A 25,324-nucleotide genomic window follows, 5' to 3' on the forward strand; every position below is an offset into this window, starting at 1 on the left:
GGCTCCTGGCTTAAGGCCGCGGGGCGGCGTCAGTGACTACGCAGGACCTGGGCAACGGTCGCTACGTTATGGGCGAGGTGCAGCGGATTGATTGTGCCGACAATAGCACTGGCGACGCCGGGATGAGTGAACAGCAACTCGAAGCTGGCGCGCACCGGATCGACTCCCGGACTCAGACAGACATGACCGCTGGCCAGGGCTTTTTTCACCAGAATGGCTTTGCCGTGGGCAGCAGCATAGTCAATGACTGTCTTTTCGTTTTGTTCGTTCAGATTGTAGGTGACCATCGCGCAGTCGCCTTGCTCCAGCGCTTTCAGCCCACCTTCGACGGTTTTCCCGGAAAAACCGAAGCCGCGAATCTTGCCCTCGGCCTTCAGTGCGGCGAGGGTGGCGTAGACCTCTTCGTGCTCAAGGATGGCCATGTCGTTGCCGTCCGAGTGCACGAGGACCAGATCGATGAAATCCGTTTCCAGACGTTGCAGGCTGCGCTCGACCGACATTCGCGTGTGCGCAGCGCTGAAGTCGTGGCGCGACACGCCATCGGCAAACTCTTCGCCGACCTTGCTGACAATCACCCAAGCCTGTCGCTGGCCGCGTAGCAGCGGGCCGAGGCGTTCTTCGCTGCGACCATAGGCCGGCGCGGTGTCGATCAGGTTGATGCCCAGATCCCGCGCCTGGCGCAGCAGCATGCGCGCCTCGTCGTCACCGGGAATCTGAAAGCCGTTGGGGTATTTCACCCCTTGATCGCGGCCGAGTTTGACCGTGCCCAGACCCAGCGGCGACACCGACAGGCCGGTGCTGCCCAGCGAGCGATGCAGTTCGTGCAGAGTGGCGATGGTCATGGCAGCAGTTGCTCCCACGCGGGTACACCGAGCGGTGGTTTCGGCAGCGGCGGCAGCGGTTCAGTCGCCTGCGGCTGGATGCCGTCGCGTTGCAGCGAGGCGATAACGCGGTCGGCGAAGTCCGGCGCCAGTGCCAGTTTGGTCGGCCAGCCGACGAGCAAGCGACCTTCCTCGGCGAGGAACGCGTTGTCCGGGCGGGTCAGGCCGGTTTGCAGCGGCTCGGCGCGATCGACGCGCAGGGTCGCCCATCGCGTGGTGCTGAGGTCGATCCACGGCAGCAACTGGGCGATTTCCTTTTGCGCGGTGGCGATCTGTTCCGCCGGTTCGCGGGCCACGCCTTCGCTTTCGGCAATGTCGCCGCCCATGTACCAGACCCACTGGCCGTCAGCGGCCGGGTGCGTGGTCACCGTGATGCGCGGCTTGGTGCCGCCGCCCAGGCAGTGCGCGTACAGCGGTTTCAAGCCGGGACCTTTGGCGAGGATCATGTGCAGGGGGCGGCGCTGCATGGCCGGACGGCTCAGGCCCAAGGCTTCAAGCAATTCGGCTGTACCGGCGCCGGCGCTGAGGACGATGCGCTGGGCGCGGATCTCACGGCCGTCGACTTTCAGGCCGACCAGCACGCCGGCTTCCAGCAGCGGTTCGATCACCTTACCGGCGAGCAGACCGTCGCCGGCCAGCTCGGCCAGACGCTGGATCAGGCTCGGGACATCCACCACCAGTTCGGCGAGGCGATAGACCTTGCCCTTGAAACGCTTGTCTTGCAGGGCCGGCGGCAGTTCATCGCCCTTGACCTGATCGACCCGGCCACGCACGGCTTTACTGGCGAAGAAACTGGTCAGGTTGCCGGCCAGCGTGCCTGGCGACCATAGGTAATGCGCTTCGGACAGCAGGCGTACGCCAGACAGATCCAGCTCGCCATTGCCGGCCAACGCCTCGCGCCAGCGTCGCGGCATGTCGGCGATGGCTTCCGAGGCGCCGGTCAGCGCGCCGTGCAGCGCGTACTTGGCGCCGCCATGGATGATGCCCTGGGACTTCACGCTCTGCCCGCCACCGAGGCTGGCGCTTTCCACCAGCACGGTCGAAAAACCCTGACCGCGCAGGCGCGCATTCAGCCAGAGGCCGGCGACACCAGCGCCGACAATCAGAACGTCGGTGGAAATAACGGATGGCATGCAACGACCTCAGTGCTCAAGACGAGGGCGCAGTATACAGACTCGGGAAAGGGGCGGATTTGTCGATGATCAACATGCCGAACATATGGGCCAATGTGGGAGCGAGCCTGCTCGCGAAGAGGGAATGCCAGTCGACATATGTGTTGACTGATGTACCGCATTCGCGAGCAGGCTCGCTCCCACAGGGGATTGTGTCTGGCAGTTAATGGCCGGCGGTTTTCGAGAACAATTGAATCACCACCACGCCCAGCACGATCAACGCCATCCCCAGCATCGCCGGGATATCCAGCTTCTGCCCATAGATAAACAGTGCCGCCACGCTGACCATCACAATGCCCATACCGGCCCAGACCGCGTAGGCCACGCCGACCGGAACGGTGCGCACTACCAGCGTCAGCATCCAGAATGCAATCCCGTAGCCGACAATCACCAGAATCAGCGGTAGAGGAGTGCTGAAGCCCTTGACCGCTTTCATCGAAACGGTGGCGATCACTTCGGCGCAGATGGCGATGGCCAGATAGACGTAGGCGTTCATGGCTTGATCCTCAAATAAATCATTGCTTGCTGGAGTGACATTTTAGGGACTGTTCAGATGGGGTAAAGTCATTAGCTATCTGTTCAGTAGATAGGTTGAAAAATCGTATGCAATGGAATCTCGAGCAGCTGCGGGTATTTGTCGACGTCGCCGAACAGCGATCGTTCTCCGCCGTGGCACGCCGACAACGCAAGGCGCAATCGGCGATCAGCAGTGCTGTCGCGATGCTCGAAGAGGATTTGCGCGTGAGCCTGTTCGAGCGCAGCAGTGGCCGTCAGCCCAGTCTCACCGAGGCGGGCGAGGCATTGCTGGAAGAGGCGCGGGAAGTGTTGCGCCAGTGCGAGCGCCTCAACGGCCGCGCGATGGCCATGCTGCGCGGTCAGGAGGCGCAGTTGCGGGTGGCTCAGGACGAGGCGATGCCGTATCAAGCGCTGGTGGAAAGTTTCGGCGAACTGGCCGAGCAGTTTCCCAGCCTGGAAGTGCAACTGACCAGCGCCGCCCAAGGCGAAGTTGCGCGCAAACTGGTCGAGCGCCGCGCCGATCTTGGCTTGTTGTTCTATCACGATGAAATCCCCGAAGCCCTTGAGCGGCGCGTACTGGGTCGAGTGGAAATGGTCACGGTCTGCGGTGTCAATCATCCGCTGGCGCAGCAGGCCTACGTGACCTGCCAGCAACTGGCGCAGCACCGGCAATTGCTGATGTCGACGCAGACCAGCGTCTATCCCGGCAACGAGCCGGCCAGCCCGCAGGTGTGGCGCGCCGACAGTTTTTACGTGATGTCCGAATGGCTGGTGCGCGATCTCGGCTGGGCGTGGTTACCGCGCCACGTTGTGCAGTACTCGGCGTATCAGGGCCAAATGGTTGAACTCGATAGCGAATGGACGCCGCCGGCGTTGGTGGTGGAACTGGTCTGGCGCCGCGACGAACCGCTCGGCCCCGCCGCGCGCTGGCTGGCGGAACGTTTTGCCGTGCACTTGCGGGCGATCGGCGACAAAAGCCGATAAACTCCGCCGCCATGAATAGAACTCTGTACACCGCGCTGTTTTACCTGGGGCTGCCATTGGTGGCGATTCGGCTGTGGCTGCGCGCGCGCAAGGCGCCGGCGTATGCCAAGCGCATTGGCGAGCGCTTTACTCTTGGCATGCCGACCTTGCAGCCCGGCGGCATTTGGGTGCACGCGGTATCGGTGGGCGAAAGCATTGCCGCCGCGCCGATGATCCGCGCGCTGCTGGAACGCTATCCGGCGCTGCCGATCACCGTGACCTGCATGACCCCGACCGGTTCGGAGCGGATTCAGGCACTGTTCGCCAACGAATCGCGCATTCAACACTGCTATCTGCCGTATGACTTGCCTTGTGCGGCGGCGCGTTTTCTTGATCGCGTGCAGCCGAAACTTGCGGTGATCATGGAAACCGAGCTGTGGCCCAACCACATTCATCAGTGTGCCAAGCGCGGAATTCCGGTGGCGCTGGCCAATGGACGGTTGTCGCAGCGTTCCGCCAAAGGCTATGGCCGTTTCAGCAAACTCACCGCGCCTATGCTTGCCGAGATGAGCCTGTTGGCGGTGCAGACCGAAGCCGAGGCCCAGCGCTTCCGCGATCTCGGCGCGCGTTCGGAAACCGTTGACGTCACCGGTTCGATCAAGTTCGACCTGACTATCGACCCGCAACTGTTGCAGCGTGCAGCCGATCTGCGTAGCCAGTGGCAGGCACAGGATCGTCCCTTGTGGATCGCCGCGAGCACTCACGAAGGCGAAGACGAAGTGGTGCTCGACGCCCATCGTCGCCTGTTGGCCAATCATCCGGATGCATTATTGATTCTGGTGCCGCGTCATCCGGAGCGCTTCAATTCGGTGTTCGACCTGTGCCAGCGCGAAGGTTTCGCCACGGTACGTCGCTCGACCGGGGCCAATGTCGATGCGCAGACGCGCGTGCTGCTTGGCGACACCATGGGCGAGTTGCTGTTTCTCTATGCCCTGGCCGACAGCGCATTTGTCGGCGGCAGTCTGGTGCCGAATGGCGGGCACAACCTGCTCGAACCCGCCGCGCTGGCGAAACCGGTACTCAGCGGCCCACACCTGTTCAACTTCCTCGACATCGCTGCGCAACTGCGCGAAGCCGGGGCGTTGGCCGAAGTGGATGATGCCGAAGGCCTGGCAGTCGAGGTGCAGCGCTTGTTCGAACTGCCGCGTGATGCGCAGCGCATGGCCGAGGCCGGGCTGGCGGTGATGCGGCGCAATCAGGGCGCATTGCAGCGCTTGCTGGATGGCTTGGCGCGGCTGATCCAATAGTCGCTTGGAATATTACTGTGGTGAGGGGATTCATTCAGATTGTTTATGGCCGGGACTTACTGTGGCGAGGGGATTCATCCCCGCTGGGTTGCGAAGCAGCCCCAAAACCATTCAGCGCGGTGATTCAGTCAGATCTGGCAAGCAGGATTTACGACTGCTGCGCAGCCGGACGGGGATAAATCCCCTCACCACAGGGGATTCATTCCAGATTTTTCATGGCCGCGCCTTTGGCTGGATGGTCTGGCGCGGCTGATCCAATAGTCGCCTGGAATATTACTGTGGTGAGGGGATTCATCCCCGCTGGGTTGCGAAGCAGCCCCGAAACCACTCAGCGCGGTGATTCAGTCAGATCTGGCAAGCAGGATTTACGACTGCTGCGCAGCCGGACGGGGATAAATCCCCTCACCACATGGGATTCATTCCAGATTTTTTATGGCCGCGCCTTTGGCTGGATGGTCTGGCGCGGCTGATCCAATAGTCGCCTGGAATATTACTGTGGTGAGGGGATTCATCCCCGCTGGGTTGCGAAGCAGCCCCAAAACCATTCAGCGCGGTGATTCAGTCAGATCTGGCAAGCAGGATTTACGACTGCTGCGCAGCCGGACGGGGATAAATCCCCTCGCCACAGGGGATTCATTCAGATTGTTTATGGCCGGGACTTACTGTGGCGAGGGGTTCATCCCCGCTGGGTTGCGAAGCAGCCCCGAAACCACTCAGCGCGGTGATTCAGTCAGATCTGGCAAGCAGGGTTTACGACTGCTGCGCAGCCGGACGGGGATAAATCCCCTCACCACATGGGATTCATTCCAGATTTTTAGGGCCGCGCCTTTGGCTGGATGGTCTGGCGCGGCTGATCCAATAGTCGCCTGGAATATGACTGTGGTGAGGGGATTCATCCCCGCTGGGTTGCGAAGCAGCCCCGAAACCACTCAGCGCGGTGATTCAGTCAGATCTGGCAAGCAGGATTTACGACTGCTGCGCAGCCGGACGGGGATAAATCCCCTCGCCACAGGGGATTCATTCAGATTGTTTATGGCCGGGACTTACTGTGGCGAGGGGATTCATCCCCGCTGGGTTGCGAAGCAGCCCCGAAACCATTCAGCGCGGTGATTCAGTCAGATCTGGCAAGCAGGATTTACGACTGCTGCGCAGCCGGACGGGGATAAATCCCCTCACCACATGGGATTCATTCCAGATTTTTTAGGGCCGCGCCTTTGGCTGGATGGTCTGGCGCGGCTGATCCAATAGTCGCCTGGAATATTACTGTGGTGAGGGGATTCATCCCCGCTGGGTTGCGAAGCAGCCCCGAAACCATTCAGCGCGGTGATTCAGTCAGATCTGGCAAGCAGGATTTACGACTGCTGCGCAGCCGGACGGGGATAAATCCCCTCGCCACAGGGGATTCATTCAGATTGTTTATGGCCGGGACTTACTGTGGTGAGGGGATTTATCCCCGCTGGGTTGCGAAGCAGCCCCAAAACCATTCAGCGCGGTGATTCAGTCAGATCTGGCAAGCCGGATTTACGACTGCTGCGCAGCCGGACGGGGATAAATCCCCTCGCCACAGGGGATTCATTCCAGATTGCTTATGGCCGGGCCTTGAGCTGCGCTTCAGCCGCCGACGCCAGATCCGGTGGCAGGAAATCCTTGTCCGGGTTGTAGTCGGCTTTCAGATAGCGCCGCAGATCTTCCAGATCACCCGGGTTCAGCGTCCCCGCTGCCTGTTTCAGGCGCAGGTTGTCGAGGATGTAGTCGTAGCGGGTGTTGTTGTAGTTGCGCACCGAGGTGTACAGCTGGCGCTGCGCGTCGAGCACGTCGACGATGTTGCGTGTGCCGACCTGATAACCGATTTCCGTGGCTTCCACCGCGCTCTGGTTGGAGATGATCGACTGGCGGCGCGCCTGCACCTGCTCGACGTCGGTGTTCACCGCGCGGTGCAGATTGCGGGTGTTTTCCACCACTTGCCGGCGCAGCGATTCGCGCTGCTGTTCGCTCTGATCCAGTTGCGCATAGGACTGACGCACTTGCGAACTGGTCAGCCCGCCGCTGTAGATCGGGATGTTCAGTTGCAGGCCCAGCGTGCTTTGCTCGACGTTGCCGCCATAAGGCGCGCCGAACGAGTTGGGGTTGGCGAAGCCGAGGGCGTCGTTGTCGCCTTTCTCGTATTTCGCCACGGCGTCGAGGGTCGGCAAGTGGCCGGCCTTGCGCTGCTTGAGTGTCTGTTCGGCAGAGCTGACCGCGTAGTTGCTGGCGAGCAGATTGAGGTTCTGCCGCGCCGCCGTGTCGACCCAGGATTTCGCATCGTTGGGCGCCGGTGGCAGGATCGGCAGCGTATGAACGATGCCCTGAATCGAGTTGTACTGACGGTTGGTCAGGGTGATCAACGCCTGGAACGCATCATCGACCTGACGCTGGGCGACGATGCGGTTGGCTCGCGCGGTGTCGTAACTGGCTTGCGATTGCAGCACGTCGGTCTTGTCCGAGAGGCCGACATCGAAGCGCTCGTTGGACTGATCGAGCTGACGTTTGAACGCGGCTTCTTCAGCCTTGGTCGAGGCCAGGTTGTCCTGGCTGCGCAGCACGTTGAAGTAGCTTTCAGCGCTCTGCAGGATCAGGTTCTGCTCGGTGGCCGACAGCTGCAGAGCGGCCTGCTCGTTGACGTCCTTCGCCGCTTGATACTGGAACCAGCGATCGGCGCGGAACAGCGGCTGCGCGAGGGTCGCCTGATAGGAATGCGCGCTGCGGTTGGCGATGGCTGAAGGCTGGTCGATCGAGGTGCGCACGTCAGCAACTTCGGCGCCACCGGACAGGTTCGGCAGCAGACCGGCGCGGGCCTGCGGCACCACTTCTTTCTGCGCGCCATACTGGGCGCGGGCCGCCGCGAGGTCGGCGTTGTTGTCGACCGCTTCCTGATAGACGCTGACCAGATCGGTTTTGGTCGACAAGGGTGCTTCCGCTGCCCAGGCCATTGTGCTGGACGCACAGGACACGGCAACAGCCAATGAAAGTTTGCGCAGCATGAGGCGATCCCTAGCATGAATATTATGGAAGTAATCCGGGCGCCAAAGGTAAGGCGCAGCCCGCACAGCGTCAAGGCTGAGCAGGCCCAGCGAGTGTAGTTGCGCATTGCTCCGGCAACAATCGGCCAACCTGGGTATTTACGCCATTCATCATGGCGTTCGCTGCGGTGTTGGCGTTCCTTGATGGTTGTGTCTAGACTGGCCGGGTTCTTGTCGGGGTGCCTTGCTATGAGGCTGAGATCGAATAATTTCGGATCCCGTTGAACCTGATCAGGTTAGCGCCTGCGTAGGGAACAAGATTTCTCGTCACCCGGCGAGTCCTCTTGTGCTTCGTCCGGGATATTGTTCGACAATCGAACGCCATGACGAATGCACAGCACCGGTCCTGGTGCGTCCGTGCCTTTCAGGTTCTGCTCCGACAATCCACTGCTGGATGCCGTCTGGAGAGCCTGTGATGACAACAAAAGAAAAAAACGCGATCAACCTGAGTGACTCGGCCAAGGTCGACGAGCAATCGGTCAAGCCGTTCACCCGTTCGCAAAAAGTCTACGTTCAGGGCTCGCGCCCGGACATTCGCGTGCCGATGCGCGAAATCAGCCTCGATGTAACCCCGACCGATTTCGGCGGCGAGATCAACGCCCCGGTCACCGTCTACGACACCTCCGGCCCGTACACCGATCCGAACGTGGTCATCGATGTGCGCAAAGGTCTGGCCGATGTGCGCTCAGCGTGGATCGATGACCGTGGCGATACCGAGCGCCTGCCGGGCCTGAGTTCGAACTTCGGTCAGCAGCGTCTGGCCGATGCCGAACTGACCAAACTGCGCTTCGCCCACGTCAACAACCCGCGCCGCGCCAAGGCCGGGGCCAACGTCAGCCAGATGCACTATGCGCGCAAAGGCATCATCACTGCCGAGATGGAATACGTCGCCATCCGCGAAAACATGAAGTTGCAAGAAGCGCGCGCGGCCGGCCTGCTCAAGCAGCAACATGCCGGCCACAGCTTCGGCGCAAGCATTCCGCAAGAAATCACCCCTGAATTCGTCCGCGAAGAAATCGCCCGTGGCCGCGCGATCATTCCCGCCAACATCAACCACGTCGAACTGGAACCGATGATCATCGGCCGTAACTTCCTGGTGAAGATCAACGGCAACATCGGCAACAGCGCCCTGGGTTCTTCGATCGAAGAAGAAGTGGCGAAACTGACCTGGGGCATTCGTTGGGGCTCGGACACGGTGATGGACCTGTCCACCGGCAAACACATTCACGAAACCCGCGAGTGGATCATCCGCAACTCGCCGGTGCCGATCGGTACCGTGCCGATCTATCAGGCGCTGGAGAAGGTCAACGGCGTCGCTGAAGACCTGACCTGGGAGTTGTTCCGCGACACCCTGATCGAACAGGCCGAGCAGGGCGTCGACTACTTCACCATTCACGCCGGCGTGCTCCTGCGTTACGTGCCGCTGACCGCCAAACGCGTCACCGGCATCGTCTCCCGTGGCGGTTCGATCATGGCCAAGTGGTGCCTGGCGCACCACAAAGAGAACTTCCTCTACACCCACTTCGACGAAATCTGCGAAATCATGAAGGCCTACGACGTCAGCTTCTCGCTGGGCGATGGCCTGCGTCCGGGCTCGATTGCCGACGCCAACGACGAAGCGCAATTCGGCGAACTGGAAACCCTCGGCGAGCTGACCAAGATTGCCTGGAAGCACGACGTGCAATGCATGATCGAAGGCCCGGGCCACGTGCCGATGCAGTTGATCAAAGAGAACATGGACAAGCAGCTCGAATGCTGCGACGAGGCGCCGTTCTACACCCTCGGCCCGCTGACTACCGACATCGCTCCGGGCTACGACCACATCACCTCTGGTATCGGCGCGGCGATGATCGGCTGGTTCGGTTGCGCGATGCTCTGCTACGTGACGCCGAAGGAGCACTTGGGCCTGCCGAACAAGGATGACGTGAAGACCGGGATCATCACTTACAAGATCGCCGCACATGCGGCGGACCTGGCCAAGGGACACCCGGGCGCGCAGATCCGTGACAACGCACTGAGCAAGGCGCGTTTCGAATTCCGCTGGGAAGACCAGTTCAACCTCGGCCTGGACCCGGACACCGCACGTTCCTATCACGACGAAACCCTGCCGAAGGACTCGGCCAAGGTCGCGCATTTCTGCTCGATGTGCGGGCCGAAATTCTGCTCGATGAAGATCACCCAGGAAGTCCGTGAATACGCGGCCAACCAACGCATCGACGCGGTTGACGTGGACGTCGCCAAAGGTCTGGCGGAGCAGGCCGAGCGGTTCAGGCAGGAAGGCAGTCAGCTTTACAAGAAAGTTTGACCCCGTACTGATCGTTCCCGCGCTCCGCGTGGGAATGCAGCCCGTGACGCTCCGCGTCACTGGACGCGGAGCGTCCCGAGAGGCATTCCCACGCAGAGCGTGGGAACGATCACAACAAATGTCCCTTTGAGATAACACCCTTGAGCATTCAACCCGGCACCTATTCTCCCGATCTCGCCGTCCCCGCTGCAAAGCGTGTGTTCGGCGGTCGCGATCTGTTTTCCCTGTGGTTCTCCCTCGGCATCGGCCTGATGGTTTTGCAGACCGGCGCATTGCTCGCGCCGGGTCTGGGTCTGTCCGGTTCTTTGCTGGCGATCTTCCTTGGCACGCTGGTGGGCGTGCTGTTGCTCGCTGCAGTCGGCGTGATCGGCAGCGACACCGGCCTGTCATCGATGGCGGCGCTGAAGCTCAGCCTCGGCAGCAAAGGCGCGAGCCTGCCGGCGCTGCTCAATCTGCTGCAACTGATCGGCTGGGGCTCGTTCGAAATCATCGTCATGCGCGACGCCGCCAGCCTGCTCGGCAGCCGCGCGTTCAGTGAAGGTTCGCTGTGGTCGAACCCTGTCTTGTGGACACTGGTTTTCGGCGCATTGGCAACGTTGCTCGCGGTGAGCGGGCCGTTGACGTTCGTGCGGCAGATTCTGCGCAAGTGGGGCATCTGGCTGTTGCTCGCGGCGTGCCTCTGGCTGACCTGGAACCTGTTTGCCAAAGCCGACCTCGCGGCACTGTGGGCGCGCGCCGGTGACGGTTCGATGCCGTTTGCCGTGGGCTTCGACATTGCCATCGCCATGCCGCTGTCATGGCTGCCGCTGATTGCCGACTACTCGCGTTTCGGCAAACGCGCGAAGAATGTTTTCGGTGGCACGGCTGTGGGTTTTTTCATCGGTAACTTCTGGCTGATGAGCCTTGGGGTGGCCTACACCCTGGCGTTCGCGCCGAGCGGTGAAGTCAATGCGTTGCTGCTGGCCTTGGCAGGCGCCGGTCTGGGCATTCCGCTGTTGCTGATTCTGCTCGACGAGTCGGAAAACGCTTTTGCCGACATTCACTCGGCGGCGGTATCGAGCGGGATTCTGTTGCGTCTGAAAGTCGAGCATCTGGCCTTGGCCATCGGCGTGATATGCACGCTGATCGCACTGCTGGCGCCGTTGGCGCAGTACCAGAATTTCCTGCTGTTGATCGGCTCGGTGTTCGCGCCGCTGTTCGGCGTGGTGCTGGTGGATCACTTCATTCTGCGCAAACGCAGTGCTCAGGTCGCGTCAGCCGCATTGCGCTGGCCGGCGTTGCTGGCCTGGCTGGGTGGTGTGAGCACCTACCACTTGCTGGCGAATCTGTATCCGGATGTCGGCGCAACCCTGCCGGCGCTGGTGCTGGCAGGGTTGCTACAACTGGTGCTGGGCCGGGCCTTCAGTTACGGCCGGGAAACAGCTCGGGCTTGAGAATGCCGTTCAGGCGCGGGTAAGGAATCTTCAGTTCGACGTGGCCCAGCGCATAGGGCGCGATGGTGGTCACGTCGTACTTGAGGATCACGCCACCGTAGGTCAGCGCCACGTGCGGGGTTTTCACGAACGGCCAGTTCGCGACGAATTCCGCCTCCTGATCGAGCTTGGTGCTGATCAGCCAACTGTTGTGCGCCACTTGTGCGGCTTTCCAGAATGCCTCTTCCTGACCCGGCAGCAACATGTCGGACAGGTTCAGCACCTTGTGCTGCTGGCGCGAATAGTTGATGAAACCGCGACCCGGCGTGCCGTGGGCGCCGCCGGTGTCGAGGTAGCTCGACAGCTCGATGATCACCAGTCCGTCATGCTGCTCGCGTACTTTCGCTTGCAGATAGCTGCTGTTGCGCGGGCCGGCGCTGGCGAGGAACTGCTCGCGGTAGGCGGCCAGGGTTGGCGCTACCGGTGCGTTCTTCTCGGTGCGGGTCATTTGCAGCAGACGTTTTTCGATGATGCCGTCCAGTGCCGGCTCATCCGGGAAACGCAGGGTGTCGATGTTCAACAACGGGCAATCGGGGTTGGAACAACCGGGTTTGAGTTGTTCCGAGGCGTCGCGGGTGGTTTCCAGCGGCGTGCGATAGTTGGGCTGGAACAGGCTGGCACAAGCGCCCAGAGTCAGGGCAATAGCGGCCACAGAGGCAATTTTGAAAAGCGACATGGGCGTCCTTTCGAAAGCAGGGGAAGGCGAAAAAGTTACCGCTTCGACTCTCAACGAAGCAGTCAGTTCGCCACTAAGCTGATTAGAGTGTGTTTCAGCTTCACCGTCCATCCCGCTGACGGTAAAGGGGCTGCATCAAACGGTGCGAGCGCGTTAGGATGGCGCGAAGTCGAGGTTGCCGGTTGTACGCGGAAACCCCGTAAAGGATATGCAGTAAAGAGGATGATCATGACTGACTTTGCCAACGCCATTCCGACCGCCGTGGATATCGTGCGGCGCGAAAAATGCTACGAGGGCTTCTACAAGCTCGACCGTGTGCACTTGCGCCATGAGCTGTTCGCCGGGGGCATGAGCCGCGAGATCAACCGGGAAATCTTCGTGCGCCACGATGCCGTGTGCGTCCTGCCTTACGATCCGCAGCGCGATGAAGTGGTGCTGATCGAGCAGTTTCGTGTCGGCGCCATGGGCAAGGCCGACAACCCGTGGCTGGTCGAACTGGTCGCCGGTCTGATCGACAAGGATGAGCAACCGGAAGAAGTTGCTCACCGCGAGGCGCAGGAGGAAGCTGGGCTGGACATCAAGGCGTTGTGGCCGATGACCAAGTACTTCCCATCGCCGGGTGGCAGCAACGAATTCGTGCATTTGTATCTGGGGCGTTGCAGCACCGACGGTGTCGGCGGTCTGCACGGGCTGGAAGAAGAGGCCGAAGACATTCGCGTAACGGTCTGGGCCTTTGAAGATGCCTTGCAGGCCGTGCGTGACGGACGTATTGCCAACGCGGCGAGCATCATCGCCTTGCAGTGGCTGGCGCTGAACCGCGCCGAAGTGAGGGGGCTATGGTCGTAAACAAGCTGCGCGATCGTTATCGGGTTGACCTCGTGGGGCTGCAAGCCGCCTGCGAGGCCAACTACGCGCGCCTGATGCGACTGCTGCCGGACATGCGCAACGAACCCGAGGCGCGGCGCATCGCCGTGACTCAGGGCGAACAGATGCTCGGCGTGCTCGCCCTCGAAGTGCTGCAGACCTGCCCGTACACCACGACCTTGCAGGTACGCCAGGAGCACAGCCTGCCATGGTTGCCGGTGCCGCAACTGGAAGTGCAGGTCTACCACGACGCGCGCATGGCTGAAGTGGTCAGCGCCGAGCATGCACGACGCTTTCGCGGCATCTATCCTTATCCGAACGCCGCCATGCACCAGCCCGATGAAAAGGCCCAGCTCAATGTGTTTCTGGGCGAATGGCTGAGTCATTGCCTGGCGTTGGGGCACGAGTACGAAGTCGTTCGCTAGTTGTGAACTGCGTCCGCTTCGGCGGTTTCCCCTTTGTGTCATCCCCCAGCATAATTGCCGCACCCATCCATTGCGTGCCTAGCCCCGGGAGAGCGCCTTGCCCAGCGTATCGACAATTACCAACGCCGACCCGGCGCTGCTGGTGCAGTTGTCCGACAGCCACCTGTTCGCTGAAGCGCACAGCAAGCTGCTGGGCATGAAGACCCGCGAGAGCCTGCAACAGGTCATCGACCTGGTGTTGGCGCAACAGGCGCAGATCGACCTGCTGCTGGCCACCGGCGATATTTCCCAGGACGGCACGCTGGAGTCGTATCAGGCCTTCCGCCAGATGAGCGCGCAGATCAATGCCCCGGCGCGCTGGATTCCCGGCAATCACGACGAGCCGATGGTCATGGCCGAGGCGGCGGTGCAGAGCACCTTGCTCGAATCGATAGTCGATATCGGCAATTGGCGGGTGACGATGCTGGATTCGGCGGTGCCGGGTTCGGTGCCGGGTTATCTGCAGGATGATCAGTTGCAGCTGCTGGCCCGCGCGCTGAGCGAGGCGCCGGAGCGTCATCATCTGGTGTGCCTGCATCATCATCCGGTGTCGATCGGCTGCGCATGGATGGAGCCGATCGGCCTGCGCAACCCGGAAGCGTTCTTTGAAGTGCTGGATCGCTTCCCGCAGGTTCGCGCGGTGTTGTGGGGGCATGTGCATCAGCAAATCGATCGCGAGCGCAATGGCGTGCGCTTGATGGCTTCGCCTTCGACGTGCATCCAGTTCGAGCCGGGCAGTGCGGATTTCAAGGTGGGCGAGCAGGCGCCGGGGTATCGCTGGCTGCGATTGTTGCCGGACGGGAAATTGGAAACGGGCGTCGAAAGAGTCACCGACTTCGAGTTCATCGTCGATTACGGCTCCAAAGGTTACTGAACTGACAATCAAAGACCCTCACCCCAGCCCTCTCCCAGAGGGAGAGGGGGCCGACCGCGGTATCTTTGGCTGTGCATCGACCTGAAACAGCGATATCGATTATGGATTCGCAGCAAAACGTTCAGGTCGGTGTAGCTCTCGAATATCCCCCAGTCGGTTCCCTCTCCCTCCGGGAGAGGGTTAGGGTGAGGGCAGCTTGTGCTGTCACACCAATTTATTGAACCCACCCCCAATCCCGGTCCTTCTCCCTGTAAACTCCGCTATCTTTCGCCGACAGCCAGGGAGCTCAAATGTCCGGTTCGATCCTCTATATCCACGGTTTCAACAGCGCGCCGGCCTCGAAGAAGGCCTGTCAGCTGGTCGCGGTCATGGAGCGGCTGGGATTGAGCGGGCAATTGCGCGTGCCGGCGCTGCATCACCATCCGCGCGAAGCCATCGGTCAGCTCGAGCAGGCAATCGCCGAGCTGGGCCGGCCGTTGCTGGTGGGAAGTTCGCTCGGCGGCTACTATGCGACTCACCTGGCCGAGCGCCATGGCCTGAAAGCCCTGCTGGTCAACCCGGCGGTCAGCCCGCACCGGATGTTCGATGGTTATCTGGGCACGCAGAAGAACCTCTACACCGATGAAACCTGGGAACTGACCCACGACCACGTCACGGCGCTGGCCGAACTGGAAGTGCCGCCACCGCAGGATCCGCAGCGTTATCAGGTCTGGTTGCAAACCGGCGACGAAACGCTGGATTATCGCCTCGCCCAACAGTATTACCGCGCCTGTGCCTTGCGCATCCAGGCGGGCGGCGACCACAGTTTCCAGGGCTTTGCCGGGCAATTGCCGGCGTTGCTGAGTTTTGCCGGCATGGCTGCCGATATGTATCAGGCAATCGATTTCATCACGCTGTGAAGTCTTGCCCCTCTTTCATGAATGACTGACGACGAGACCTTATGGCCACTCCCAGCGCTAGTTCTTATAACGCCGACGCCATCGAAGTCCTCTCGGGCCTCGACCCGGTGCGCAAACGCCCCGGCATGTACACCGACACCAGTCGGCCGAACCACCTCGCCCAGGAAGTCATCGACAACAGCGTCGACGAAGCCCTGGCCGGCCACGCCAAATCGGTGCAGGTCATCCTGCACGCCGACCATTCGCTGGAAGTCAGCGACGACGGCCGTGGCATGCCGGTCGACATCCACCCGGAAGAGGGTGTGTCCGGCGTCGAGCTGATCCTCACCAAGCTGCACGCGGGCGGCAAGTTCTCCAACAAGAACTACCAGTTCTCCGGCGGCTTGCACGGCGTGGGTATTTCCGTGGTCAACGCGCTGTCGACCGAAGTGCGCGTACGGGTCAAACGTGACGGCAACGAATACCAGATGACCTTCAAGGACGGCTTCAAGGCCTCCGAGCTGGAAATCGTCGGCACCGTCGGCAAGCGCAACACCGGCACCAGCGTGTACTTCGCGCCGGACCCGAAATACTTCGATTCTCCCAAATTCTCCATCAGCCGCCTCAAGCACGTGCTCAAGGCCAAGGCTGTGCTGTGCCCGGGGCTGCTGGTCAGCTTCGAAGACAAAGGCACCGGCGAGAAAGTCGAGTGGCATTACGAAGACGGCCTGCGCTCTTATCTGGTCGATGCGGTCAGCGAGTTCGAACGGCTGCCGAACGAGCCGTTCTGCGGCGCTTTCGCAGGTAATAAGGAAGCGGTCGACTGGGCGCTGCTGTGGCTGCCGGAAGGTGGCGACGCGGTGCAGGAAAGCTACGTCAACCTGATCCCGACCGCGCAGGGCGGTACCCACGTCAACGGTCTGCGTCAGGGCCTGCTCGACGCGATGCGCGAGTTCTGCGAATTCCGCAGCCTGCTGCCGCGCGGCGTGAAGCTGGCGCCGGAAGACGTCTGGGAGCGCATCGCGTTCGTCCTGTCGATGAAAATGCAGGAACCGCAATTCTCCGGTCAGACCAAAGAGCGTCTATCGTCCCGTGAAGCGGCGGCGTTCGTCTCCGGTGTGGTGAAAGACGCTTTCAGCCTGTGGCTCAACGCCAACCCGGAAACCGGGCTGGCCTTGGCCGAACTGGCGATCAACAACGCCGGCCGCCGTCTCAAGGCGAGCAAGAAAGTCGAGCGCAAACGCGTCACCCAAGGTCCGGCGCTGCCGGGCAAACTGGCTGACTGCGCCGGGCAGGACCCGATGCGTTCCGAACTGTTCCTGGTCGAGGGTGACTCCGCCGGCGGTTCGGCCAAGCAAGCGCGGGACAAGGAGTTCCAGGCGATCCTGCCGTTGCGCGGCAAGATCCTCAACACTTGGGAAGTCGACGGCAGCGAAGTGCTCGCAAGCCAGGAAGTGCACAACATTGCCGTGGCCATTGGCGTCGATCCGGGTGCGGCGGACATGAGCCAGTTGCGCTACGGCAAGATCTGCATCCTCGCCGACGCTGACTCCGACGGTCTGCACATTGCGGCCTTGCTGTGCGCGCTGTTCGTCCAGCACTTCCGCCCGCTAGTGGATGCCGGTCACGTCTATGTGGCGATGCCGCCGCTGTACCGCATCGACCTCGGCAAAGAGATTTACTACGCTCTCGACGAGGCCGAGCGCGACGGTATTCTCGATCGCCTGGTCGCCGAGAAGAAACGCGGCAAGCCGCAGGTCACCCGATTCAAGGGTCTGGGCGAAATGAACCCGCCGCAACTGCGTGAAACCACCATGGACCCGAACACTCGGCGTCTGGTGCAGTTGACGCTGGGCGAAGACTTCGCCGAAACCTCGGAAATGATGGACATGCTGCTGGCGAAGAAACGCGCCGGCGACCGCAAATCCTGGCTGGAATCCAAAGGCAACCTCGCCGAGGTGCTGGCCTGATGCAGTTTGGCTGGGCCTTGGCGGGTGCGTTGCTGCTGAGTGCGCTGAGCGTGTCGGCCGAGCCGCTGCAACAATTGCGGCTGCTTTCCGAACACCCGGTCGAAGGCATGCGCGGCGGTAACCTGTCGGGGCTGGCCATGTGCGGCAATGAGCTGTGGACGGTTTCCGATCGCGATGACGAGCAGATCTATCGGCTCGATACCCGCGATCCGGTCTGGCAGGCGCAAACCGTGCACATCGACGTGCCGCCCGTGCCCGAGAGCGGCTTGCCGTGGGGTTTGAGTTCGCGCACCTGGGCTGCATCGTTCATTCGCGGTGGCGATCTGGATTTCGAAGGCATCAGTTGCGACAGCGTAGGCAATCGCTACATCGTCAGTGAGGCCCATGCGGCGGTGTTGCAGGTGCCGGTCAGTGGCCCGGCTAACTGGCTGAAAATCTCGCCGCTGCTGGTTCGCGAAGCGCGGGCGAGCGGCATGCTGCTCAAATTCAATTCGATCTTCGAGGGCCTGGCGATCAACCCGGCCGGTGATCAGATGTGGCTGGCCGCCGAACGGCAAAAACGCGGTTTGCTGCTGATCAAGCGCCAGCAGACGGTGTGGGATTGTGACGGTCGCTGCGTGCTGCTCAGTGAGGGCGGCAAGGAGATGCAGCCGCCGCAGTTTCCCAAGGCGAAAGCGGTTCATCGCGACTTTTCCGACATTTCGTTGTTTAACGGCAAGCTGTTTACCCTTGAGCGCAACGCTTTCGAGATCTGCCGTCGCGATGCACAGACGGCCAAAGTCGAGCAATGCTGGTCGTACGCCGGCGAACTGTTGCAGGAAAATCGCCGCTACTCGCAGAACTACGGACTGGAAGAAGCGCTGATCATTGATGCCGAAGGTGCGTGGGTCGGCGTCGACAACAATTTTGGCCCGCGTGCCGACGGCGAAGTCCGCCCGGTGGTCTGGCGCTTCGCCGCGCCGGACGGTGGCTGGAGCGCCAGGCCATGAGCCAGCAGCCACCGGGCAAGCGTGCCGGTCGGGTGTTGATGATCCTCGCCTGGTGCGCGGCGCTGTTTCTCGCGACGCGGTTTTTCGGTCAGTGGGAGCAGCGCCAGCAGAATCCGAACATCGTGGTCACGTCGGAGCAGGGCGAAGGTTTTATCGAAGTGAAACTGGCGAGCAATGCCCAAGGGCATTTTGTCGCCAGTGGCCAGATCAACGGCGAACCGGTCGAGTTCATGCTCGATACCGGCGCGACCGATGTGGCGATCCCGGCGGATCTGGCCAAGCGTTTGAAGCTGCAAGAAGGTTTTGGCGTGACCCTGAGCACGGCCAACGGCCTGAGCCAGGGCTATCGAACGAAGATTGCCCGCCTGCAATTGGGCGACATCGTCCTGCGGGATGTGCGCGCACTGGTGGCGCCAGGGCTGCATGGCGATCAGGTGCTGCTCGGCATGAGCGCCCTGAACAGACTTGAATTTACCCAGCGCGGTGGCACCATGCTGCTGCGCCAGACAACGAACCGATGAGGCCCGCATGAGCGACTCCCTTGATCTCAGCCTGGACGGTGTAGAACGCCGATCGCTGGCTGACTTCACCGAAAATGCCTACCTCAACTACTCCATGTACGTGATCATGGACCGCGCCTTGCCGCATATCGGCGACGGCCTGAAGCCGGTACAGCGGCGTATTGTCTACGCCATGAGCGAACTGGGGCTGGACGCTGATTCCAAGCACAAGAAATCGGCGCGTACCGTCGGTGACGTGCTCGGCAAGTTCCACCCCCACGGCGATTCGGCGTGCTACGAAGCGATGGTGCTGATGGCGCAGCCGTTCAGCTATCGCTACACGCTGGTCGACGGCCAGGGCAACTGGGGTGCGCCGGACGATCCCAAGTCCTTCGCCGCCATGCGTTACACCGAAGCGCGGCTGTCGCGCTATTCCGAAGTGCTGCTCAGCGAACTGGGCCAGGGCACCGCTGACTGGGGGCCGAACTTCGACGGCACCCTGCAGGAGCCGCTGGTGTTGCCAGCGCGCCTGCCGAACATTCTGCTCAACGGCACCACCGGTATCGCCGTGGGCATGGCCACCGACGTGCCGCCGCACAACCTGCGTGAAGTCGCCACCGCCTGCGTGCGTCTGCTCGATGAGCCGAAAGCCACGGTCGAGCAGCTCTGCGAACACATTCAGGGGCCGGACTATCCGACCGAAGCGGAAATCATCACGCCGCGTGCCGACCTGCTGAAAATGTACGAAACCGGCAAGGGCTCGGTGCGCATGCGCGCCGTGTACCACGTCGAGGATGGCGACATCATCGTTACCGCGCTGCCGCATCAGGTCTCCGGCGCCAAAGTGCTGGAGCAGATCGCCGCGCTGATGCAGGCCAAACCGTCGAAAGCGCCGCAGATCGCCGATCTGCGTGACGAATCCGACCACGAAAACCCGTGCCGCATCGTGATCATCCCGGTCAACAGCCGCGTCGATCACGAAGCGCTGATGCAGCACCTGTTCGCCAGCACCGAGCTGGAATCGACCTACCGGGTCAACGTCAACATCATCGGTCTGGACGGCAAGCCGCAGCTGAAAAACCTCCGTGCGCTGCTGGTCGAATGGCTGGAGTTCCGCGTGCTGACCGTGCGTCGCCGCCTGCAATTCCGCCTCGACAAGGTCGAACGGCGCCTGCACCTGTTGGACGGTTTGCTGATCGCCTACCTCAACCTGGATGAAGTGATCCACATCATCCGCACCGAGGAACACCCGAAAGCCAAGCTGATCGAGCGTTTCGCCCTCAGCGAGATTCAGGCCGACTACATCCTCGACACCCGCTTGCGTCAGTTGGCGCGACTGGAAGAGATGAAGCTGCGCGACGAGCAGGACGAACTGCTCAAGGAACAGGCCAAGCTGCAAGCCCTGCTGGGCAGCGAAGCCAAGTTGAAGAAACTGGTGCGCACCGAGCTGCTCAAAGACGCCGAAACCTACGGCGACGACCGCCGCTCGCCAATCGTCGAGCGCGCCGAAGCCAAGGCGTTGAGCGAGCACGACCTGCTGCCGAACGAGAAAGTCACCGTCGTGCTGTCGGAAAAAGGCTGGGTACGTTCGGCCAAGGGCCATGACATCGACGCCACCGGTCTGTCGTACAAGGCCGGCGATGGCTTCAAGACCTCGGCGGCGGGGCGCTCCAACCAGTTTGCCGTGTTCATCGATTCCACCGGTCGCAGCTACTCGGTTGCCGCGCATACCTTGCCGTCGGCCCGTGGTCAGGGCGAACCCTTGACCGGCCGTCTGACGCCGCCACCGGGTGCTTCGTTCGAATGCGTGCTGATGCCCGAAGACGATGCGCTGTACGTGATTGCGTCCGATGCCGGTTATGGCTTCGTGGTCAAAGGCGAAGATCTGCAAGCGAAGAACAAGGCCGGCAAGGCCCTGTTGAGCCTGCCGAACAACGCCAAGGTCATCGCGCCGCGCCCTGTGGCCGATCGTGAGCAGAACTGGCTGGCCTCGGTCACGACCGAAGGTCGCCTGCTGATCTTCAAAATCAGCGATCTGCCACAATTGGGTAAGGGCAAAGGCAACAAGATCATCGGTATCTCCGGTGAACGCGTGGCCAGTCGCGAAGAATATGTCACGGACATCGCCGTCCTGCCGGAAGGCGCCACCCTGGTGTTGCAGGCTGGCAAACGGACCCTGTCACTGAAAGCCGACGACCTCGAGCACTACAAAGGTGAGCGTGGACGGCGCGGAAACAAACTTCCGCGGGGCTTCCAACGGGTCGATGCGCTGCTCGTCGAAAACCTCAATTAGGCGAGAACGCCTTCCTAGAGCGTTCGATCTGCGATTAAACGCGTAGATCGACGCTTTGGCGCTGGAGTCGGAACGCATATTCACGGATGATATGGCCTTTCAAGCGCCGGCGTGGCCGAGCGTTCTTCATATTTATTGAGTATTTTCACTGTGGTCAGCCTTGTGGCGGCCACCTGGACGGGATGATGACTGCTCTACGCCCCCTTATTTTGTTGCTCGCCGGCGTTCTTGGCCTGGCGGGTTGCAGCGTTCACCAGCCGGTGTCGCTGTACCAACTGGACAGCGGAAGTCCGGTTCAGCCTGCGCAAAGCGCGGGCATGGCGGTTTTGCTGGGGCCGGTGGTTGTAGCCGATTACCTGCAACGCGAAACCCTGCTGCAACGTCAACCCGACGGCAGCCTGCAAGCGGCGACCGACGGTCGTTGGGCTGGCAGCCTTTCGTCGGATATCGATCAGTTGCTGATGCGTCAGGTCGCCGGTCACCTGGACAGCCAGCGTGTGGTGCTGGCGCCTGCTACCGCCGGGTTCACACCGGATGTGCAGGTGTTGCTGACCATCACCCGTCTGGATTCCGGAGCGAAACAACCGGCGATTCTCGATGCGCAGTGGCGTTTGATCGATCGTCGCGGCAAGGTGCGTGATAACCGCATCATTCACCTGCAGGAGACGCACGCTGGCAGCACCGCGTCCCAGGTGCAGGCACAAGGGGTTCTGTTGCAGCGTCTGGCCGAGCAGTTGTCGGTGGCGCTCAAGCCACTGGCCAACCAGCCGCCCGTGGCCGAGGCACCGCGTAAAGCCGCGCCGAAACCCGCAGCGCCTGCGGCGGATGCCGAGAAGCAGCCGAAGATTCCAATGGCCTCGCCGATTCGTACCGATATGGAAGTGTTTCGCTTCTGAGGCTGGAACGAGTCACAACAGAGCCCGCCTTGTGCGGGCTTTGTTGTGTCTGGAGGTGGGGTGGAAGATCAAAAGCCCCTCACCCTAACCCTCTCCCGGAGGGAGAGGGGACCGATTGGGGGATATTCGATAGCTACACCGACGTGAACGCGCGGAGGTGAATCCATAATCGCCAAGATCTGTCAGGTCGATATATGGCGCCAGACACCTCGGTCGGTTCCCTCTCCCTCTGGGAGAGGGCTAGGGTGAGGGGCTTTTCAGGGATGCACACATTCCAGTAACGCCGCGCACAAAAAAGCCCGCAGACAATCACTCGTCTGCGGGCTTTTGCGTATCGGGCCTAAGCCTTACGCCCGGCGCTCATGCATCCGCGCCAGTTGCCGCTCCAGCATCGACGGATACGGCTCCATCAACCGCTCCACACAGCACGCGCCCTCAGGGCTGGCGATCGGCCGGATCCTCGCACGTTGGCGGATCAACGCGTCATCGCTGATCTTGCGTTCAACCAGTAGCAGATTGCGGCTGTGTTGCGACAAGGCCAGTGCATCCTGGGCCGAATCGGTCAGCAGCAGATCAATCTGGCTCAGACCGAACAACTCATCGCCCAGGGTCAGGCCCAGCTGCAATTGCAGGGTGATGCCGCTGTCTGCGACCTCGATCTGCAACTGATGACCCAGAGCACGCAGCAGTTCGCCGCAGCAGATGGCATTGGTCAGGTAATCGTCGCCGCAATCTTCGGTGTGGAACAGCAACAGCGTGCTGCCATCGTTGAGGGTTTCGATTTCGCCCTGATACAGCGACGCGGCCTGCTCGAGGCAGTCGCGATAGCGTTCCTGCAATTCTTCCAGACGTGCGCGAGGCAAGCGGCGCAATTGTTCCTGCGAACCCAGTTGCACGGCCAGTACGGCGGTATGCTGCGGAACGTCAGGGCTCGGTTTGCGCGTGAGCGGTTGGGCGGCGCCGTTGAGCGATTCGTCGCGCAGGTCGGCGAAGGCGTCATCGTCATCATCGTCTTCGACGGTGCTGACCAGGTGACGCGGCGCCGGTTTCTTCGCGGCCAGCGGGCGGCTTTCGTCGAAGCTCGGATCGCGCAGGTTGCGCACCTCGAATTCCGGCTCGTCTTCTTCCTCGGCGAATTCCGGCTCGGGTTCAGGCTCGGGCTCCGGTTCCGGGGCGTAGCTGGCGTGCAGCTGGCGCGCCAGATCGCCGATTTCGTCCTGACGATCGATGCCCGGGGTGTGCGCGTCGATGCGGCGCAGCCACACGCGCAATTGCAGCAACGGCGTCGACAGATAACGGCCCATGCGCAGGCTCAGAGCCAGCGACAGTGCCAGCAGAATCGCACTCAGAATGCCCATGCTTTGCAGGCTGATGGTCATTGGCTGCTGGAACTGATCCATGTCCAGGCTGATGCGCAGTTGCCCGGCCGTCACGTCCTGGAAAGTGATCTTGCTCTCATACATGCCCTCGGCTTCGCCCAGCAGGCTGTGCTTGGGACGCTGACCGGACTCGGCGAGGATGCGGTTGTCCACACTGTAGATCGCCGCGTGGGCGACCAGTTTGTTCTTGGTCAGGTTGTTGAGCAGCACGTTGAGGCTGAGGATGTCGTTGGACACCAGCAGCTCGGTGGCCGACGTGGCAGTCTGCGTGGTCAGGCTTTCGCCCAGCGCATCGGCCTGCTCGTGCATGGCCTGCTTGAATTGCAGACCCATCACCCCGGCATAGATCACCAGGGCCAGAGCGACCAGGATCACGTTGTGGCTGGCAATGCGCAATGCAATCGGTACACGGCGATGGCGCAGTGCACGGAAGATCAGCAGGAAGAAGTTATCGGTTTTGACTGGCGTGGGCCGGTTCACTTGAGCTCGGCTCTTTGTCCGTGAAGTTGACGCGCAGTATAGCGACAGGCCCCAGACCGGCAAAGCGCTCGCGGTGCCCGATGGTCACTGAAAGTGGGTAGAATGCGGTTTTTTTCCAGTTGCGGGGGTGCGCGTTGCGCGAAATCGTCCTGATTAACATCACGGGAGTCGACCGTCCGGGTCTGACGGCGGCCATCACCGGTGTTCTGGCACAAGGTGGTGTGAACATTCTCGACATCGGTCAGGCGGTGATCCACGACACCCTGTCGTTCGGCATCCTGGTTGAAATTCCCGATTCCGAGCAAGGCAAATCGGTGCTCAAGGACATCCTGTTCAAAGGCTACGAACTGGATCAGCAAGTGCGCTTCACCCCGGTGTCCGAAGAGGACTACCAGCAATGGGTGGGCAATCAGGGCAAGAAGCGCCATATTGTTACCCTGCTGACGCGCAAGGTCACTGCCGGCCAGTTGCAGGCGGTCAGCGCGATCACCGCCAAATATGGCCTGAACATCGACCATATCGACCGTCTGTCGGGGCGCATGCCGCTGGACACACCGGCCGACAAGGGCAAGGGTTGCATCGAGTTTTCCGTGCGCGGCGAAGCTGCCGATCCGCAGGCCTTGCGCGCCGAATTCCTCAGCGTTGCCCAGGAATTGAACGTCGATATCGCCTTCCAGGAAGATTCGCTGTTCCGTCGCAACCGACGTCTGGCCGTGTTCGACATGGACTCGACGCTGATCGAAGCGGAAGTCATCGATGAGCTGGCCAAGGCGGCCGGCGTGGGTGATCGAGTGTCTGAAATCACCGAGCGCGCCATGGCCGGCGAACTGGATTTCCGCGCCAGCTTCAAGGAGCGTCTGGCGCTGCTCAAGGGCCTCGACGTCAGCGTGCTCGACTCGATCGGCGCCTCGCTGCGCCTGACCGAAGGCGCCGAAACCCTGTTCGCCGAACTCAAGCGCCTCGGCTACAAAACCGCCATCCTGTCCGGCGGCTTCACTTATTTCGCCAAGCAGTTGCAAGCCAGGCTTGGCATCGATTACGTGTTTGCCAACGAGCTGGAAGTGGTCGACGGCAAGTGCACCGGCGTGGCGATCGAGCCGATTGTCGATGCGCAGCGCAAGGCTGACTTGCTCAAGGAACTGGCGCACAAGGAAGGTCTGCGTCTGGAGCAGACCATTGCCGTCGGCGACGGCGCCAACGACTTGCCGATGCTGGCGATTGCCGGGCTGGGCGTGGCATTCCGCGCCAAACCACTGGTCAAGCAGTCGGCGAAGCAGGCGATCTCAACGCTGGGGCTGGATGGTGTGTTGTATCTGCTGGGTTTCCGCGATCGCGACGGGCAGCTCTGAGATCTCGATAAGCTGATCTGGCCTCTTCGCGAGCAAG

Annotated in this window: 20 protein-coding genes and 1 riboswitch; of the genes, 14 read left to right on the forward strand and 6 right to left on the reverse strand. The window is 61.6% G+C overall.

Annotation, left to right across the window (positions count from 1 at the left end):
- Positions 1 to 29 precede the first annotated feature (29 nt).
- From QMX86_RS00415 to QMX86_RS00425, 3 genes are all read right to left on the reverse strand, one after another.
- Entirely contained in the window at positions 30 to 842 is an 813-nt protein-coding gene (locus QMX86_RS00415) for an aldo/keto reductase (RefSeq protein ID WP_282387722.1), read from the reverse strand.
- Positions 839 to 2,014 (reverse strand): FAD-dependent oxidoreductase, encoded by a 1,176-nt coding sequence (locus tag QMX86_RS00420; RefSeq protein WP_217864530.1) that lies wholly within the window; start codon positions 2,012 to 2,014, stop codon positions 839 to 841. The genes QMX86_RS00415 and QMX86_RS00420 overlap by 4 nt, the downstream gene beginning before the upstream one ends.
- Before the next feature lie 202 nt (positions 2,015 to 2,216).
- Positions 2,217 to 2,549 carry a multidrug efflux SMR transporter gene (locus QMX86_RS00425; RefSeq protein ID WP_150638310.1) on the reverse strand — a complete coding sequence of 111 codons (333 nt, stop codon included), beginning with the start codon at positions 2,547 to 2,549 and terminating at the stop codon, positions 2,217 to 2,219.
- Between the two features lie 107 nt (positions 2,550 to 2,656).
- Here QMX86_RS00425 and QMX86_RS00430 point away from each other — a divergent pair, with 107 nt between their 5' ends.
- Together QMX86_RS00430 and waaA are read left to right on the forward strand one after the other, a co-directional pair.
- Positions 2,657 to 3,553 carry a LysR family transcriptional regulator gene (locus QMX86_RS00430; RefSeq protein WP_282385084.1) on the forward strand — a complete coding sequence of 299 codons (897 nt, stop codon included), beginning with the start codon at positions 2,657 to 2,659 and terminating at the stop codon, positions 3,551 to 3,553.
- A gap of 11 nt (positions 3,554 to 3,564) precedes the next feature.
- Positions 3,565 to 4,839 (forward strand): lipid IV(A) 3-deoxy-D-manno-octulosonic acid transferase, encoded by a 1,275-nt coding sequence (gene waaA / locus QMX86_RS00435; RefSeq protein ID WP_130928210.1) that lies wholly within the window; start codon positions 3,565 to 3,567, stop codon positions 4,837 to 4,839.
- 1,586 nt (positions 4,840 to 6,425) lie between these two features.
- Here the strand turns inward: waaA and QMX86_RS00440 are convergent.
- On the reverse strand, positions 6,426 to 7,859 hold the full coding sequence (locus QMX86_RS00440; RefSeq protein WP_282385082.1) for a TolC family outer membrane protein: 1,434 nt from the start codon (positions 7,857 to 7,859) through the stop codon (positions 6,426 to 6,428).
- Positions 7,860 to 8,063: 204 nt separating this feature from the next.
- Positions 8,064 to 8,169, forward strand: a riboswitch (TPP riboswitch).
- 144 nt (positions 8,170 to 8,313) lie between these two features.
- Here QMX86_RS00440 and thiC point away from each other — a divergent pair.
- The gene (gene thiC / locus QMX86_RS00445; RefSeq protein WP_110644886.1) at positions 8,314 to 10,203 is read left to right on the forward strand and encodes a phosphomethylpyrimidine synthase ThiC; all 1,890 of its coding nucleotides are present in this window, start codon (positions 8,314 to 8,316) and stop codon (positions 10,201 to 10,203) included.
- A gap of 140 nt (positions 10,204 to 10,343) precedes the next feature.
- Positions 10,344 to 11,636 carry a putative hydroxymethylpyrimidine transporter CytX gene (cytX, locus tag QMX86_RS00450; RefSeq protein ID WP_282385079.1) on the forward strand — a complete coding sequence of 431 codons (1,293 nt, stop codon included), beginning with the start codon at positions 10,344 to 10,346 and terminating at the stop codon, positions 11,634 to 11,636.
- Here the strand turns inward: cytX and QMX86_RS00455 are convergent.
- Positions 11,605 to 12,351: an RsiV family protein gene (locus tag QMX86_RS00455; protein WP_282385077.1), complete on the reverse strand. Its 747-nt coding sequence runs from the start codon at positions 12,349 to 12,351 to the stop codon at positions 11,605 to 11,607. The two genes, cytX and QMX86_RS00455, sit on opposite strands and share 32 nt — an antisense overlap.
- A gap of 228 nt (positions 12,352 to 12,579) precedes the next feature.
- On the opposite strand from QMX86_RS00455, the gene QMX86_RS00460 reads away from it, so the two are divergent.
- The 9 genes from QMX86_RS00460 (at position 12,580) to QMX86_RS00500 (ending at position 22,079) form a co-directional block, all read left to right on the forward strand.
- Positions 12,580 to 13,197: an NUDIX domain-containing protein gene (locus tag QMX86_RS00460; protein WP_024011344.1), complete on the forward strand. Its 618-nt coding sequence runs from the start codon at positions 12,580 to 12,582 to the stop codon at positions 13,195 to 13,197.
- Complete coding sequence (locus QMX86_RS00465; RefSeq protein ID WP_016771972.1) at positions 13,188 to 13,640, forward strand: DUF1249 domain-containing protein; 453 nt, start codon at positions 13,188 to 13,190, stop codon at positions 13,638 to 13,640. The genes QMX86_RS00460 and QMX86_RS00465 overlap by 10 nt, the downstream gene beginning before the upstream one ends.
- A gap of 97 nt (positions 13,641 to 13,737) precedes the next feature.
- On the forward strand, positions 13,738 to 14,553 hold the full coding sequence (cpdA, locus tag QMX86_RS00470) for a 3',5'-cyclic-AMP phosphodiesterase (RefSeq protein ID WP_282385075.1): 816 nt from the start codon (positions 13,738 to 13,740) through the stop codon (positions 14,551 to 14,553).
- Between the two features lie 290 nt (positions 14,554 to 14,843).
- Positions 14,844 to 15,452, forward strand: coding sequence for a YqiA/YcfP family alpha/beta fold hydrolase (locus QMX86_RS00475; protein WP_282385073.1), 609 nt, complete (start codon positions 14,844 to 14,846; stop codon positions 15,450 to 15,452).
- Between the two features lie 41 nt (positions 15,453 to 15,493).
- Positions 15,494 to 17,401, forward strand: a complete 1,908-nt coding sequence (parE, locus tag QMX86_RS00480) for a DNA topoisomerase IV subunit B (RefSeq protein WP_282385071.1) — start codon at positions 15,494 to 15,496, stop codon at positions 17,399 to 17,401.
- On the forward strand, positions 17,401 to 18,390 hold the full coding sequence (locus QMX86_RS00485; RefSeq protein WP_110644889.1) for an esterase-like activity of phytase family protein: 990 nt from the start codon (positions 17,401 to 17,403) through the stop codon (positions 18,388 to 18,390). Before parE ends, QMX86_RS00485 begins: the two co-directional genes overlap by 1 nt.
- Positions 18,387 to 18,911, forward strand: coding sequence for a TIGR02281 family clan AA aspartic protease (locus QMX86_RS00490; RefSeq protein WP_024011348.1), 525 nt, complete (start codon positions 18,387 to 18,389; stop codon positions 18,909 to 18,911). The genes QMX86_RS00485 and QMX86_RS00490 overlap by 4 nt, the downstream gene beginning before the upstream one ends.
- Before the next feature lie 7 nt (positions 18,912 to 18,918).
- On the forward strand, positions 18,919 to 21,183 hold the full coding sequence (parC, locus tag QMX86_RS00495) for a DNA topoisomerase IV subunit A (RefSeq protein ID WP_024011349.1): 2,265 nt from the start codon (positions 18,919 to 18,921) through the stop codon (positions 21,181 to 21,183).
- Between the two features lie 185 nt (positions 21,184 to 21,368).
- A complete protein-coding gene (locus QMX86_RS00500; RefSeq protein ID WP_024011350.1) occupies positions 21,369 to 22,079 on the forward strand; it encodes a PqiC family protein in 711 nt (236 codons plus the stop codon).
- 347 nt (positions 22,080 to 22,426) lie between these two features.
- Here QMX86_RS00500 and QMX86_RS00505 read toward each other — a convergent pair whose 3' ends face one another.
- On the reverse strand, positions 22,427 to 23,938 hold the full coding sequence (locus QMX86_RS00505) for an AhpA/YtjB family protein (protein ID WP_110644890.1): 1,512 nt from the start codon (positions 23,936 to 23,938) through the stop codon (positions 22,427 to 22,429).
- A 134-nt stretch (positions 23,939 to 24,072) separates the two neighbouring features.
- Between QMX86_RS00505 and serB the strand changes: the two genes are divergently transcribed.
- Positions 24,073 to 25,287: a phosphoserine phosphatase SerB gene (serB, locus tag QMX86_RS00510; protein WP_041477650.1), complete on the forward strand. Its 1,215-nt coding sequence runs from the start codon at positions 24,073 to 24,075 to the stop codon at positions 25,285 to 25,287.
- The last annotated feature ends 37 nt before the right edge of the window (positions 25,288 to 25,324 follow it).

Origin of the sequence: Pseudomonas sp. PS01270 (genome assembly GCF_029959775.1) — a bacterium.
Lineage (GTDB): Bacteria > Pseudomonadota > Gammaproteobacteria > Pseudomonadales > Pseudomonadaceae > Aquipseudomonas > Aquipseudomonas atacamensis.

What these genes read in the sequence shown, in the direction of transcription:
- QMX86_RS00415 (WP_282387722.1), bottom strand. Translation starts at nt 842, where the DNA reads ATGACCATCGCCACTCTGCACGAACTGCATCGCTCGCTGGGCAGCACC.
- QMX86_RS00465 (WP_016771972.1), top strand. Translation starts at nt 13,188, where the DNA reads ATGGTCGTAAACAAGCTGCGCGATCGTTATCGGGTTGACCTCGTGGGG.
- waaA (WP_130928210.1), top strand. Translation starts at nt 3,565, where the DNA reads ATGAATAGAACTCTGTACACCGCGCTGTTTTACCTGGGGCTGCCATTG.
- QMX86_RS00500 (WP_024011350.1), top strand. Translation starts at nt 21,369, where the DNA reads ATGACTGCTCTACGCCCCCTTATTTTGTTGCTCGCCGGCGTTCTTGGC.
- QMX86_RS00485 (WP_110644889.1), top strand. Translation starts at nt 17,401, where the DNA reads ATGCAGTTTGGCTGGGCCTTGGCGGGTGCGTTGCTGCTGAGTGCGCTG.
- QMX86_RS00440 (WP_282385082.1), bottom strand. Translation starts at nt 7,859, where the DNA reads ATGCTGCGCAAACTTTCATTGGCTGTTGCCGTGTCCTGTGCGTCCAGC.
- QMX86_RS00455 (WP_282385077.1), bottom strand. Translation starts at nt 12,351, where the DNA reads ATGTCGCTTTTCAAAATTGCCTCTGTGGCCGCTATTGCCCTGACTCTG.
- QMX86_RS00460 (WP_024011344.1), top strand. Translation starts at nt 12,580, where the DNA reads ATGACTGACTTTGCCAACGCCATTCCGACCGCCGTGGATATCGTGCGG.
- parC (WP_024011349.1), top strand. Translation starts at nt 18,919, where the DNA reads ATGAGCGACTCCCTTGATCTCAGCCTGGACGGTGTAGAACGCCGATCG.
- QMX86_RS00475 (WP_282385073.1), top strand. Translation starts at nt 14,844, where the DNA reads ATGTCCGGTTCGATCCTCTATATCCACGGTTTCAACAGCGCGCCGGCC.
- parE (WP_282385071.1), top strand. Translation starts at nt 15,494, where the DNA reads ATGGCCACTCCCAGCGCTAGTTCTTATAACGCCGACGCCATCGAAGTC.
- QMX86_RS00420 (WP_217864530.1), bottom strand. Translation starts at nt 2,014, where the DNA reads ATGCCATCCGTTATTTCCACCGACGTTCTGATTGTCGGCGCTGGTGTC.
- QMX86_RS00490 (WP_024011348.1), top strand. Translation starts at nt 18,387, where the DNA reads ATGAGCCAGCAGCCACCGGGCAAGCGTGCCGGTCGGGTGTTGATGATC.
- QMX86_RS00430 (WP_282385084.1), top strand. Translation starts at nt 2,657, where the DNA reads ATGCAATGGAATCTCGAGCAGCTGCGGGTATTTGTCGACGTCGCCGAA.
- QMX86_RS00425 (WP_150638310.1), bottom strand. Translation starts at nt 2,549, where the DNA reads ATGAACGCCTACGTCTATCTGGCCATCGCCATCTGCGCCGAAGTGATC.
- thiC (WP_110644886.1), top strand. Translation starts at nt 8,314, where the DNA reads ATGACAACAAAAGAAAAAAACGCGATCAACCTGAGTGACTCGGCCAAG.